We start from the raw sequence: 13,335 nt of genomic DNA on the forward strand, positions 1-13,335 counted from the left end.
ATCAGCCCACTTCGCTGCCTATCGCAGCACGCAGTGCCGGTGCGGCTTCACCGCTCATCGGGCTCACCAGCGCATAGTTATAGTGGCGATCGCTCCAGTATTGCGCCACCAGATTGTCCGCCTGGCGCGACCCCTTTTCCAGCCGCACGGTTTGCGGGCGGATGTACCAGCCAACGCGCGTACCGCTGGCGGTCTGATACAGCACCAGCGCCGAGGCGCCATGCTCATTCGCCATCAGGCGCGCGCCGATGAGCTGATAGCCAAAGCGTTCCAGATTGGGCGGCAGCGTACCGTTGATAAAATAGCGGCCCAGCCAGCTGGCCAGCTGTGTTGTCTGATGGGTGTTAATGTCCATCGTCGCCTGCTGCGCGCCATCGCCGAATAACCGGTAAGCCTGTACCGCATCCTCCATCGGTAACGGGTGATTCTGTAAGCGTTCAGTCATCTGCCAGCCGGACAGGCTGCCGATCCCCAACGCCAGCACCAGCGAGCAGGCCAGCGCCAGCCGCTGATAACGCTGCCGCGCACGCCGCTGGCGCAGCTGTGCCGGCTGCAGTGGCGTAAAGGTGGTTCGCGCCATATTGCGCTGCAGGCTTTGTTGCAAGCGCAGCTTGTCCTGACGCCAGCCCTCAACCTGGGCGGCGATGTCAGGATGCTGCGCCAGCCAGTCGCTGACGGCCTGATGGCTGGCACTATCCAGTTCACCATCCAGCCAGGCGTGCAGCTGGTTCTCATCGGGCGGGATATTCATTTTAATCTCCTCAACGTCACCGGGGCCGGCAGGCCTTCGGTCATGTGCTGCAACTGTTTTCGCGCCCGCGACAACCGTGACATCACGGTGCCCAGCGGAATGTCCAGCGTGTCAGCCGCTTCCTGATAACGCATGCCTTCAACGTTAACCAGGAGTAGCAATGCGCGACTGTCAGCCGGCAGACGGGCGAACAGCGCCAGCATCTCATCGGCGATGGCGTGATGCTCAGCCGACTCGGCAAAGGGCTCGGCGCGGCTGAACAGCGTCATAATCGCCTGCCAGCGCTTGCGGCGGCGTTCGCCATCAATGAACTGATGCCAGAGAATGGAAAACAGCCAGGCACGCAGACTGCGCGTGTCATCGCGCGCCGCGTCCAGTGCTTTGACCAGCGTGTTTTGTACCAGATCCTCAGCGGCCATGCGCTCACGCGTCAGCCCCAGCGCAAAACGCTGCAAATGCGGCAGTAATGCGCGGATTTCGTCATCGCTCAATGCAGACATTATTTTTGCTCTCGCACCCGGTGCAGGCCGGTCATGCTACTCAGCACGCCATCACGTAAAATCAGACCATGCAGCAGCGCGGCAGCCAGATGGGCCAGGATCAGCGCGAACAGACTAAACGCCAGCAGCGAGTGTAACGGGCGCAGCACGGCATAACTTTCCACGCTAACCGGCAGCAGCGGCGGCAGCACCAGCCCCTCGCCAATTGTCACCGGAAACCCGCCTGCCGACAGCATTGCCCAGCCTACCAGCGGTTGCGCCAGCATCAGAAAATAGAGCGCCAGATGGGTCAAATGTGCCACCGTTTGCTGCCAGCCCGGCACCGACGCAGGCATGGCGGGCACACCATAGTAACGCCGCAGCCCGATACGCACGACCACCAGCAACGCGATCACCACGCCGAGCGGTTTATGTATCGCCAGCAACAGTGAATGGGCAGCCGAGATATCTGCCACCATCGCCACGCCGATAAATAGCATGGTCAGCACGGCCAGCGCCATCAACCAGTGTACGATGCGCAGCAGCGGATGAAACAGGGTTGTCTGATGACTCATGATTTTTTCTCCTGCTGGCGCGCCAGTTCAGCCGTGCGCAGATTGAAAGATTTTGCGTAAGCGGCGGAGCGCGCGTTGAGCAGCGGATCGTCCGAACCGCTGATGCCCTGCGGCAGAATCAGCGGATCGTAATTGATGTCATTGCAGCTGCCGCCCTGTTGCGGGCTGCTGTCACGCAGCGTCAGCGTACCGGCGACAACCTGCTGCCGATCGGCTGGCCACACCTTGCTGGCATCGTTCACCGCATCGCCGGGCTGGGCCACGCTGATCACCAGATCCCACTTCAGCGGTGCGGTCGCCAGCCGGTCGTGCAGGTCGCTCTGCAGATAATCCGGCTGCTGCTGCTGAACGGCGCTGATCGGCTGCCATGGCGTACGCGGTACCAGACTCCAGCGCACAAAGCGCGTTTCCCCCTGCGCATTGGTAAAGCGGAAGGCATTCAGACTGTTGTACTGCTCCTGTGCCCAGCTGGCGGCCAGTACGTGGGTTTTTACCCAGGCAAAGAACGGTTTAACTTCGGGATGGGCAACGGTAAACGCCATCAGCTTTTGCGCATCAGGTTTGCCGGTCTGCGGCAGCGGTCGACTGGCCTGCTGCTGATCGTAAAAAGCCTGCGGCGTACTGACCGGGAAAAACGGCAGCGCGTTCATGCCGGTACGCCACTGCTCGCCGTGCGCCAGCTGAAATTCCAGCGCCAGGCTGCGCACCGGCACGCCATAATCCGGCGCGTGCGGATTACCACCGGCAATGGCAAAGCGGCCAATCACCGGCACCGTACCCGGCTGGAAAACGCTGGCGCGTGACAGAAACGCCGCGTCGCCGCTGGAGGTAAAATCGCCGGTAACGCACACGCCCTTGGCATGATTGCGCCGGTATCCCGGATGCACACCGCTGTTTTGCTGCAGCGACTGCACCAGACTTTGCGCACTGAGGCGCTGCGGCGTCAGCCAGCCGCCTGCTGCAAGAAACAGCACCAGCAGTAATCCGGGAATAATGACCACCAGCAGTAACAACGGCAGATGTCTGACCGTAGGTTTAAAGTTCATCTTAGCCAACTCAGTAAGGGAAAGTGGGCATAAGACGAACCAGCGCGGCGTTTATTCCCGCGCGGTAAAAATTATTTTATGGCGAGCGCCGGCGTCCGGCGCGCATCGCGCACCGCAATGGCATGAATCATCAGCCCCAGCACGGACAGAATGGCCCCAACCCAGCCGGTGGACTGCCAGCCCAGCCCGGCGGAAATGGTGATGCCGCCGAGCCACGCCCCCAGCGCATTGGCAATGTTAAACGCTGAATGATTAAGTGCGGCCGCCAGGGTTTGTGCATCACCGGCCACGTCCATCAGCCGGATCTGTAGCACGCTTCCCAGCGCCACCATGGTGCCGACCAGCATCACGTTAAGCGCGCCCGCCAGCGCATAATGCGCGGCAAAGACAAACGCGCTCAATACCAGCAGCGACCACACCAGCACAATGCGGATGGTTTTCTCCAGCCCGCGATCGGCCAGACGTCCCCCGACAAGGTTGCCGATAATCATGCCAAGACCAAACAGCGCCAGTATCGCCGGTACCAGATTCTCCGGCAGGTGGGCCAGTTCCATCATGGTGGGTTTAACGTAACTGAATACCGAGAACATGCCGCCGCTGCCAATCGCGCCAATCGCCAGCGTCAGCAAAACCTGCTTGCGCGTCAGCGCCGAGAGCTCGCGCAGTGGACTGGCCTGCTTGTCACCGGCCACATTGGGAACCCAAAGCCACACCAGTAACAGCGTCAGCAGCGCCAGTCCGCCGACGATGGCAAACGCATCACGCCAGCCAAACCACTGGCCGATGGCGGTAACGGCAGGTACGCCAATCAGATTGGCGATGGTTAATCCCAGCAACACCATCGACACCGCCTGCGCGCGCCGCGCACGCTCCACCAGTCCTGCCGCTACCAGCGCCGCAACGCCAAAGAAGGTGCCGTGCGGAAAGCCCGCCAGAAAACGGGCCACCAGCATCGCAGGGTAGCCCGGCACGACAGCGCTCAGCAGATTACCCAGCGCAAACAGGCCCATCAGTGTCATCAGGAAATTACGCCGTGAAGCCCGCGCGCCGAGAATAGCCAGCAGCGGCGCGCCAATCACTACGCCGAGGGCATAAATGCTGATGAGATGGCCGGCCTCAGGAATGGTGACGTTCAGGCCTTTCGCCGCATCGGGCAGCAGGCCCATGATGACAAATTCACCGGTGCCGATGGCAAATCCACCGGTGCCCAGCGCGAACAGCGCTTTTGGCACGCTGTGACGCGGCAGCGAGGCCTCGTCCGGGAGCTGAGAGAGTTGAGGTTGTACTGATGACATGTTTTTTTCCGTACCGCAGGTGAAAAAAACAGCAAAGAGGCTGGCGACAGTGTCTGTTCACCAGCCTCTTTGCTGCGGGTTTTAGCGCGTCAAGCTTAGCGCATTTAAGGTTGAATCGGGTTCAACGAAGTCTTGAGCGCAACACGGTAACCGAAAAGCACCAGCAACGGGCGAAAGGGCAAAAGCTCAGGACGCGCTGAGTGCCTGCCGCGCCAGCAGCGCCGCGCCCACCATGCCGCCCTGGTGGGCAAACTCACCCGGCACCACCAGCGCATGCGCTGTGCTGCGCAACACGCAGCGCTGCACCGCATCATTAAGCGCAGTAATCAGCGGGGTGACCGAAGCCAGTCCGCCGCCTACCGCCACCCGCGACGCGCCGGTAATGTTAATGGTGTAGGCGAGCGGCTCACTCACCAGTTGCAGCCAGGCTTCTATCGTCTGCTGCGCCCGCGCTTCTGCCTGCTGCCAGCGGGCAATGATTTCCACGCTGCTGGCGCTTTCAGCGTGCAGCACCTGATGCAGCGTTTCCAGTCCGCGCGCGCCGCCGTAGGTGTCCAGACACCCTGTCTGGCCGCACGGACACGCCTGGCGCCGCACGCGCACGCGACGATGCGCCAGCGTCACTTCCGTGAGGGTAATCGGCCCGTGGCCCCATTCGCCGGTCAGCCCGTTTTGTCCGGTGATAATACGCCCATCCGCCACCAGACCTCCGCCCACACCGGAACCGAGAATCGCGCCAAACACCACTTTGTGCCCTTTGCCGCTGCCGGCCAGCGCCTCGGCGAGGGCAAAGCAGTCGGCGTCATTATGCGCGATCACCGGCCGCTGCAGCACCTCACCCAGTTCCCGTGCCAGATTACGCCGGTGAAAAGCCGGGATGTTGCTGGCAAACATTTCGCCGGTTTGCGGTGCCACAATGCCCGCCGTGGAGATGGCGACAGCCGCCTGGCTGCTGAAATGGTTATGCTGCCCGGCGATCATCTCGCTGACTCTGGCGCAAAATGCCTGCCAGTCCGTCGCCGGGATTTTTTGCTGATCGAGCAGCGTTAGCCGATCCTGTGCATCCATCACGCCAAGCTTGATAAAGGAGCCGCCCAAATCGAGGCAGATCACGGTTGAGTGCGGGTGAGTCATAAACGTTTATCCATTACATCGCGCAGGCCGTCGCCCAGCACATTAAAACCGAGCACGGTAATCAAAATCGCCAGTCCGGGAAATAGGGAGACGTAAATATTTAGCCCGAGAAAGTTGCGGCCATCGCTCATCATGGTGCCCCACTCCGGCATCGGCGGCTGCACGCCGAGCCCGAGAAACGACAGACTGGCGGCAGAAAGCACCACCGCGCCAGCCGTTAGCGTCGACTGCACAATCAGCGGGCCAATGGCGTTGCGCAGAATATAGTGCGTGATAATGCGCGGGTAACGCACGCCAAGCATATGCGCCGCTTCGATATACTCCATATTTTTCAGTCCCAGCGTCAGGTTGCGACTCAGACGTGCATACACCGGGATCGAGAACAACGAAATGGCGATCAGCATGTTTGTCAGCCCCTCGCCGAGCACGCTGACAATCAGAATCGCCAGTACGATGCCGGGGAAGGCGAAAATAATATCCATCAGCCACATGATCAGCGCATCAATTTTGCGTCCGGCCAGCCCCGAGATGATGCCGAGAGGAATGCCGATCGCCATCGAGATGGCTACGCTGAGGCTGACTTCAAACAGCGTGATGCGCGCGCCATAGATGACGCGGGCAAAAATATCGCGGCCGTAATCATCGGTGCCGAACCAGTGGGCAGCGGAAGGCGCCTGCAACGTGTTCAACAGATCCTGCTCGATGGGGTCCCAGTGAGTAATCAGCGGTGCGAAAAGGGCAGCCAGCACCACCAGCAGTACCAGCCCGCCTCCGGTCGTGATGGAAGGGTTGCCAAGCAAAAACCTCACGATCTGGCGGCGGCGCGCGGGCGGCGGCTGGAGAGACGTGTCGAAACTGTTCATCAGTCGAACCTTATTTTCGGGTTGAGCAGGCCAATCACTATCTCACCGACCAGATTCATCAACACCACGCCGGTTACTGCCACTAACGTTACGCCCTGAATCACCGGATAATCGCGGTATTTCACCGAATCCACCAGCAGGCGGCCAATACCCGGCCAGTTAAACACCAACTCTGTCACCACTGCACCTCCGATCAGGCTGCCAAAATTCAGGGCGACGATGGTGACAATCGGTATCAGCGCATTGCGCAGCGCGTGTTTCCAGTTAACGCTGGCCGACGATAATCCTTTGGCTCTGGCGGTACGGATATAGTCCTGACTGAGCACATCCAGCATGCTGGAGCGCGTCATCCGCGCGATCATCGCCATCGGGAGAATCGCCAGCGTCACGGTCGGCATCACATAGTTGCGCCACGAATCAGCGCCGAGTAGCGGCAGCCAGCCGAGCTGAACCGCAAAGTAGTTCATCGCCAGCAACGCCAGCCAGAAGTTCGCAATCGAGGCACCGGCAATGGTCAGTACCATGACGATCTGATCGGGAATGCGCTGTCGGTAAATGGCCCCGGTCATGCCCGCCGGCACGCCGATGGCAATTGCCAGCAGGTACGCCAGCGCAGCCAGCGACAGCGTGTACGGCAGGCGTTCGCTGATTTCGGTCATCACCGGACGCTGCGACTGCAGCGACAGCCCGAGATTGCCATGCAGCGCTTCACCGGCAAACCTGACGTATTGCAGCGGCAAAGGCTGATCCAGACCGAGCCGCACGCGCATACTGTCCACCGCTTCCTGCGGCGCTTCCGGGCCGGCCATCAGGCGTGCCGGATCGCCCGGCAGCGCGCGGATGGCGATAAACACGATGATCGACACACCGAAAATAATTAACGGCAGCGAGAGCACCTTTTTTGCGACATACGCTTTCATATCAATCAGCCATCAGCACTATTTCTTCACGGCATCACGGACCACAATCTGGCCGCCCGGTTGCATTGTCACGCCACTGATATTTTTGCGCGTCGCATACAGGTCGTCCTGATAGTAGAGCAGCACCTGCGGGGCGAGTCCGCTGATCCGCTGCTGTGCCTGGAAATAGAGCGCTTTGCGCTGGGCATCGTCGAGCGTGGAGGCGGCGCTATCGATTAGCTCATCGGTACGTTTGTCGCTGAAGAAGCCGAGGTTAGCCCCGCCGGGCGCAAAGCTGCTGCTGTGATACAGCGGACGCAACTGCAGATCCGAGCCGTACAGCCCCGAGGACCAGGACGCCAGCACCGCGTCCGTCCCCTGCGCGGCTTTCTCTTTGGCATCGGCAAACGCCGCTTTGGCCCATACGCCGCTCTCCATCTGGCGCACGCTGAGTTTGACGCCAATTTTGCTCCACATACCCTGCAGAACCTGCGCAGTGCGTGCGTCGGGTGCCTGCACGGCAATCGACATGGCGAAGCCGTCGGCATAGCCCGCTGCCTTAAGCAGGTCTTTGGCTTTCTGCACATCGTACGGATAGTCATGCAACGCTTTGTCGTAGTTGGCATCGACCGGCGCCAGCGGGGAATTGGCCGGCTGCGCATAACCAAACATCACCGCTTTTACCAGCGCCTGCTGGTCGGTCGCGAAGTTCAGCGCCTGGCGGACTCTGACATCGCTGAGGGCTTTACTCTGTGTATTGAGATCGATCCAGAATACCGCCGCGCCCGGCGACTGTTTTAACTGCACGCCGGGATTATTTTTTAACATGCCGGCAAATTGCGGCGGCACCGGGTTAATAATATCGACCTGACCGGATTGCAGCGCCATATTCATGACTGACGGCTCACTGCTCCAGGTCCATTTTATTTCGTCCGGCCCGGCAGACTTGCCCCAATAGTCCGGATTCTTCTGCTCCAGGACAAATTCACCGGATTTATACTGCGCCAGTTTATAGGGTCCGGTACCGTCGGCTTTATTATTGATAGTGCCGGCTTTGTCAGCTTGTGGACTCACTATTAATCCCGGACCGGAGGCCAGCACAGTTAAAAACGCCGGATTAATTTTCTTCAGTGTAAAGGTGACGGTTAAGTCATCTTTTTTCTGCACGTCCTGAATAAAGGTGCGAATTTTCCCACTTCCGGCAAGACCGCGCTTCGTATCCAGATGACGCTGAAAGTTTTCAACGACCGCATCGGCATTAAATGGCGTGCCATCGTGGAATTTAACGTTGGGACGCAGCGTAAATTCCCAGTGCAGTCCGCTGTCGTCGGCATGCCAGGAGAGCGCCAGGGCCGGCATGATTTTGCCATCGTCACCGAGCCGCGTCAGGCCTTCATACATCGGGTCCAGCACCGTGCCGGTAAAGGTCGCGGTCTGATTGCCCGGGTCCATGCTGCGCGGCGGTTCGTTTTGCATAATGACCAGCTGAGCAGCCAAAACCGATGCGCTGGAAAACGACGCCAGAATACCCGCGGCAAGTGTCAGTACCCTGAAATGCTTGAGTGTGCTTTGCATGAAGGCCTCAGTGAATCAGTGACAAAGAGTGAAGAGTCATTGCCCGGCAGGCAGCTGACCGTCAATGCACGCCATCGCCTGCCATACGCTTTGGTCATGTTAACGGCAGCAGAAGAACGGGCTCGACGCTATATAAGGCACACTCTGCAAACAAAAGCCAAGATGTCAGTTCATATATTTTACTTATAATTCGATCTGCATTCAGAAAATAAACTAAATACGCTTGAATTTGTTTTCACGGCTGATTATTGTCGGCCAAATACAGCCTGTGCCGTGAGAACTCTGATGCTTAATGCTCATCAGCAACAAATTCTGCGTTTATTAATTGCTTCGCATGGCATGAGCCGCACGGCAATTGCGGAAAAAATGAAGCTGAGTAAAGCCGCAATCAGCACATTAATCAAAGAGATGCTCAGTGCAGGATTACTGGAAGAGAGCATTCCGGAAAGTAACGGTCAGGGTCGTCCTTCGGTATTATTAAAAATGCGTGCCGACAGCGCCTATTTTCTCGGTGCGTCATTGCTCGGTGACGATGTGTATCTGGTGCTGACGGATATGCACGGTCGCATCCTGGCCAGCACCCACATGCCGCTGAATCCCGATCCTGCGCTGCTGGCTGGTGCGCTGGCCGCCGCCATCCCCGGTCTGCTTGCACAAAAAGGCATCTCCGCCGACCAGCTTATCGGGCTGGGCGTCACGCTTTCCGGCTTTGTGGATGAAAACCAGGCGGTGTGCGTTCAGTCTGCCCTGCTGGGCTGGAAAAACGTCCCGCTGGCGGCACTGCTTAACGCGCAAACCGGTCTGGAGGTGTCACTGGAAAACGATGCCAAAGCTCTGGCGGTCAGCGAAAAGATTTTCGGCGTGGCGAAAAAGGCACGGAATTTCACCCTGATTTCCCACGGCGACGGCATTGGCTCCGCGCACTTCTTTCAGGGGCAGCTGCACCGCGGCGCGCACGGTGGGGCCGGTGAAATTGCTCACTGTACCGTAGAGCCCGGCGGGCGTCCGTGCCGCTGCGGCAAACGCGGCTGCCTTGATACGCTGGCATCGCTCACTGCGATGCGTGAAAGCATGCGTGACAAACAGCTGCCCTGCACCAGCGTTGCCGAACTGGAAGCGCTGGCGGTAAAAGGCAATAGCGCCGCGATCGCAATTCTGCACCAGGCAGGTGACGCACTTGGCCTCGCCATCGCCAATATCATTCAGATGAACGATCCGGAGATGATTGTCATCGCCCATCAGCCGGATGCGTTCGACGGCCTGCTCAGAACCGTGGTGATGCAGGCGGTAGATAGTCACGTGTTGCCTTCAATCATGGGCAAGACGCCCATCGCCAGCATGGCGATTGATCAGTTCAGCTGGGCCCGCGCCGCAGCCAGTGTGGCGGCTTACCGTTTTATCGTTCACTTACCCGACTAGCGGAGTCTGTTATGCGCATTGCCTATGGTGGAATTCATACTGAATGCAGTACCTGGAATCCGGTGCTCAATTACGCCGACGACTTCCGCATCGTGCGGGGTGAAGCGATGACGACCAATCCCTATTTCGCCTTTCTGCAGGATTACGCGGCCGAATTTCTGCCGACATTTCACGCCCGCGCCATTGCCGGTGGACCGGTGGCACGTGTGACCTATGATGCCTTCAAGCAGGAGTTTCTCCGTCGGCTCGAGGCGTATTTGCCCGTGGATGGCGTTTACCTGGCGATGCACGGCGCGGTTTATGTCGAAGGGATGGAAGACGCGGAAGGCGACTGGATTAGCGCGACGCGCGAGCTGGTCGGGCCCGATTGTCCGATTAGCGTCAGCTACGATCTGCACGGCAATGTCTCGCAGCGCATCATCGACGCGATCGATATGTTTTCAACCTACCGCACGGCACCGCATATCGATGTGGAAGAGACCATGCGCCGCTCCGTCTCAATGCTGGTCAATAGCCTGCAAAGCGGCATCCGACCGGGTGTGGTGTGGGCACCGATCCCCGTGGTGCTGCCAGGCGAGCGCACCAGCACGGAAGATGAACCGGCCAAAAGCCTTTACGCCAGCCTGCCCGGGATTAACGCACTTGAACATATCTGGGATGCTTCGCTGATGGTTGGCTATGTCTGGGCGGATGAGCCACGCGCCACGGCGGCAGCCATCATGACCGGTACCGATGCCGATGTGCTGTCTGAGCAGGCGGCCAAACTGGCGCTGGCTTACTGGCAGGCGCGTGAGCAATTTGTGTTTGGCTGCGTGACCGGCAGTACTGAAGAGTGCGTACGCATGGCGATTTCCAGCCCTGGAGGACCGGTGATTCTCGCCGACTCCGGTGATAACCCGACCGGCGGCGGCGTGGGCGATCGGGCCGATGTACTGGCCGAGCTGCTGCGGCAAAATGCGCAGGATGTCATCGTTGCTGGCATTACCGATAAACCGGCCACGGAGGCGGCCTTCGCCGCGGGCGTCGGGGCCCGGCTCTCCCTGACTATCGGTGCCACGCTGGATCCTGCCGGCGGCAAAGTCAGCGGCGAGTTTGACGTGTTGTTGCTGAGTGATGATGCCCGTTCGGTTGCCCGTCAGGCGCTGCTGAAGATTGCAGGCATTACCGTGGTGGTTGCCGATCGGCGTCGTCCTTATCACAACCTGGCGGATTTCGCCCTGCTCGGACTCGATCCGCGCCAGGCAAAAATTGTGGTGGTAAAATCCGGTTACCTGTCGCCCGAGCTGGCGCCGATTGCCAATCCCAACCTGATGGCGCTGTCGGAAGGGGTGGTCGATCAGTATGTTGAACGGCTGGTGCGCAAGCGCAAGCTGCAGCCGGCTTATCCGTTCGATACCGATTTTACCTTTGTGCCGGTCAGCACCCGCTCGGCGCGCTTTGTGGCGGCACAATGAATCGCGCTAACCCGCCGGTGCTGAGCATCGAAAATCTCACCGTCGCGTTTCGCAGCGATGACCGCTGGCGTGAGGTGGTGAAAAACGTCTCTTTTACCCTCGGGGCCGGTGAAACGCTGGCGATCGTCGGTGAGTCGGGCTCAGGCAAAAGCGTTACCTCGATGGCGATCATGCGCCTGGTGAATAGCCGTCACGCACGTATCAGCGGCAAAGTGCTGCTGAACGGCGTGGACTTGCTCACGCTGAGCGAACGTGCAATGCGCGACATCCGCGGCAATGCCATCGCGATGATATTCCAGGAGCCGATGACCAGCCTTAATCCGTCGTTCACTATTGGTCATCAGATTGCTGAGGCGCTGATCGCACACCGCAAAATCAGCGCACGCGCAGCCCGCGAAGAGACTATCCGGCTGCTGGAGAAAGTGCGTATTCCCAACGCGGCCAAACGCTTCAGTGACTACCCGCACCACTTTTCCGGCGGCATGCGTCAGCGTGTGATGATCGCCATGGCGCTGGCGCTGCGTCCAAAACTGCTAATTGCTGACGAGCCGACCACGGCGCTCGACGTCACGATTCAGGGTCAAATCCTTGACCTGATCAAGACCCTGCAGGAGGAGGAAGGCACCGCCGTGCTGTTCATCACCCACGATATGGGCGTGGTGGCAGAAGTCGCCGATCGCACGCTGGTGATGTATCAGGGCGCGATGGTGGAAACCGGCAGCACCGCCGCGATTTTTTCAGCCCCGGCGGCAGAGTATACCCGCACGCTGATTGCGACCGTGCCGCAGCTGGGTGCCATGCGCGGCATCGATGGACCGCGTAAGTTTGCGCACAACGGCGAAGCGCCGGTGGCGCAGGCGCGGCAGGCGCCGCAAGGGCAAACGCCGCTGCTGTCGGTGAAGAACCTCAGCACGCGCTTCAGCATTCATGAAGGGCTGTTCAGCCGTAAAACCGGTGCGGTGCACGCCGTGGAGAATATCTCGTTTGATTTGCTGCCGGGTGAAACATTGTCGCTGGTCGGCGAATCCGGCTGTGGTAAATCCACCACCGGCCGTTCGCTGACGCGGCTGGTGCAGCCGACCTCCGGGCAGATTGCTTTTGATGGCAGCGACGTGCTGACCCTCTCCCGGCAAGAACTGCGCAAGCTGCGTTGCGCCATGCAGATGATTTTTCAGGATCCGTTTGCCAGCCTTAACCCGCGCATGTCGGTCCTTGAAGCCCTCACCGAACCTTTTTTACAGCATCGGCTGGGCAGTAAGGCCGCCGCACAGAACAAAGCGGCCGAACTGATGACGCGCGTTGGCCTGCCCGCAACCATGCTGAAACGCTATCCACACGAATTTTCCGGCGGCCAGCGTCAGCGCATCTGCATTGCCCGTGCGCTGATGCTCGATCCGAAAATGATCATTGCCGACGAGTCGGTGTCCGCCCTTGATGTCACCGTGAAAGCGCAGATCATCAATCTGCTGCTCGATCTGCAACACAGCCTGAATCTGTCGTATCTGTTTATCTCACACGATATGGCGGTAGTAGAGCGTATCAGCCATCGTGTGGCGGTGATGCTGCTGGGAGAGATTGTTGAGATTGGACCGCGCGCGGCTATTTTTGAGAATCCGCAGCACCCTTACACACAAAAACTGCTCGCGTCGGTGCCAGTGCCCGATCCGGCGCGCCGCCATTTAAAACGGCACGTGGACGTCAGCGAGCTGAAGAGCCCGGTGCGTGCCAATGGATTTGTGCCGGAAACACGGCATTATCAGGAAGTGAGCGCCGGACACTGGGTGATGCGGTAAAATGCTGGTATAAGTGCCGATGATATTCTGGTTTCATTTACCGGACATCAGG

12 protein-coding genes are annotated in these 13,335 nt (G+C 59.4%); 3 read left to right on the forward strand and 9 right to left on the reverse strand.

Annotation, left to right across the window (positions count from 1 at the left end):
• Position 1 precedes the first annotated feature (1 nt).
• From AC6I8P_RS22250 to AC6I8P_RS22290, 9 genes are all read right to left on the reverse strand, one after another.
• Positions 2-751, reverse strand: a complete 750-nt coding sequence (locus AC6I8P_RS22250) for an anti-sigma factor family protein (protein WP_481658261.1) — start codon at positions 749-751, stop codon at positions 2-4.
• Positions 748-1,251 (reverse strand): sigma-70 family RNA polymerase sigma factor, encoded by a 504-nt coding sequence (locus AC6I8P_RS22255; RefSeq protein WP_058781060.1) that lies wholly within the window; start codon positions 1,249-1,251, stop codon positions 748-750. Before AC6I8P_RS22255 ends, AC6I8P_RS22250 begins: the two co-directional genes overlap by 4 nt.
• Positions 1,251-1,805 carry a cytochrome b gene (locus AC6I8P_RS22260; protein WP_104093414.1) on the reverse strand — a complete coding sequence of 185 codons (555 nt, stop codon included), beginning with the start codon at positions 1,803-1,805 and terminating at the stop codon, positions 1,251-1,253. Before AC6I8P_RS22260 ends, AC6I8P_RS22255 begins: the two co-directional genes overlap by 1 nt.
• Positions 1,802-2,851 carry a catalase family peroxidase gene (locus AC6I8P_RS22265; protein WP_498031240.1) on the reverse strand — a complete coding sequence of 350 codons (1,050 nt, stop codon included), beginning with the start codon at positions 2,849-2,851 and terminating at the stop codon, positions 1,802-1,804. The genes AC6I8P_RS22260 and AC6I8P_RS22265 overlap by 4 nt, the downstream gene beginning before the upstream one ends.
• A 71-nt stretch (positions 2,852-2,922) precedes the next feature.
• Positions 2,923-4,146, reverse strand: coding sequence for an MFS transporter (locus AC6I8P_RS22270; protein WP_104093416.1), 1,224 nt, complete (start codon positions 4,144-4,146; stop codon positions 2,923-2,925).
• 186 nt (positions 4,147-4,332) lie between these two features.
• The gene (locus AC6I8P_RS22275; RefSeq protein ID WP_104093417.1) at positions 4,333-5,280 is read right to left on the reverse strand and encodes an ROK family protein; all 948 of its coding nucleotides are present in this window, start codon (positions 5,278-5,280) and stop codon (positions 4,333-4,335) included.
• Positions 5,277-6,143, reverse strand: a complete 867-nt coding sequence (locus AC6I8P_RS22280) for an ABC transporter permease (protein ID WP_058776091.1) — start codon at positions 6,141-6,143, stop codon at positions 5,277-5,279. Before AC6I8P_RS22280 ends, AC6I8P_RS22275 begins: the two co-directional genes overlap by 4 nt.
• Positions 6,143-7,063, reverse strand: coding sequence for an ABC transporter permease (locus tag AC6I8P_RS22285; RefSeq protein ID WP_481658262.1), 921 nt, complete (start codon positions 7,061-7,063; stop codon positions 6,143-6,145). Before AC6I8P_RS22285 ends, AC6I8P_RS22280 begins: the two co-directional genes overlap by 1 nt.
• Positions 7,064-7,081: 18 nt before the next feature.
• Entirely contained in the window at positions 7,082-8,617 is a 1,536-nt protein-coding gene (locus AC6I8P_RS22290) for an ABC transporter substrate-binding protein (RefSeq protein ID WP_481658263.1), read from the reverse strand.
• A 285-nt stretch (positions 8,618-8,902) separates the two neighbouring features.
• Here AC6I8P_RS22290 and AC6I8P_RS22295 point away from each other — a divergent pair, with 285 nt between their 5' ends.
• From AC6I8P_RS22295 to AC6I8P_RS22305, 3 genes are read left to right on the forward strand one after another with little or no spacing between them, the layout of a single operon-like run.
• Positions 8,903-10,036 (forward strand): ROK family transcriptional regulator, encoded by a 1,134-nt coding sequence (locus tag AC6I8P_RS22295; protein ID WP_059009283.1) that lies wholly within the window; start codon positions 8,903-8,905, stop codon positions 10,034-10,036.
• 11 nt (positions 10,037-10,047) lie between these two features.
• Positions 10,048-11,490, forward strand: coding sequence for a M81 family metallopeptidase (locus tag AC6I8P_RS22300; protein ID WP_150058885.1), 1,443 nt, complete (start codon positions 10,048-10,050; stop codon positions 11,488-11,490).
• Positions 11,487-13,283 (forward strand): ABC transporter ATP-binding protein, encoded by a 1,797-nt coding sequence (locus AC6I8P_RS22305; RefSeq protein WP_481658264.1) that lies wholly within the window; start codon positions 11,487-11,489, stop codon positions 13,281-13,283. The genes AC6I8P_RS22300 and AC6I8P_RS22305 overlap by 4 nt, the downstream gene beginning before the upstream one ends.
• The last annotated feature ends 52 nt before the right edge of the window (positions 13,284-13,335 follow it).

It is taken from the genome of gamma proteobacterium symbiont of Lampromicra miyakona, assembly GCF_059730895.1.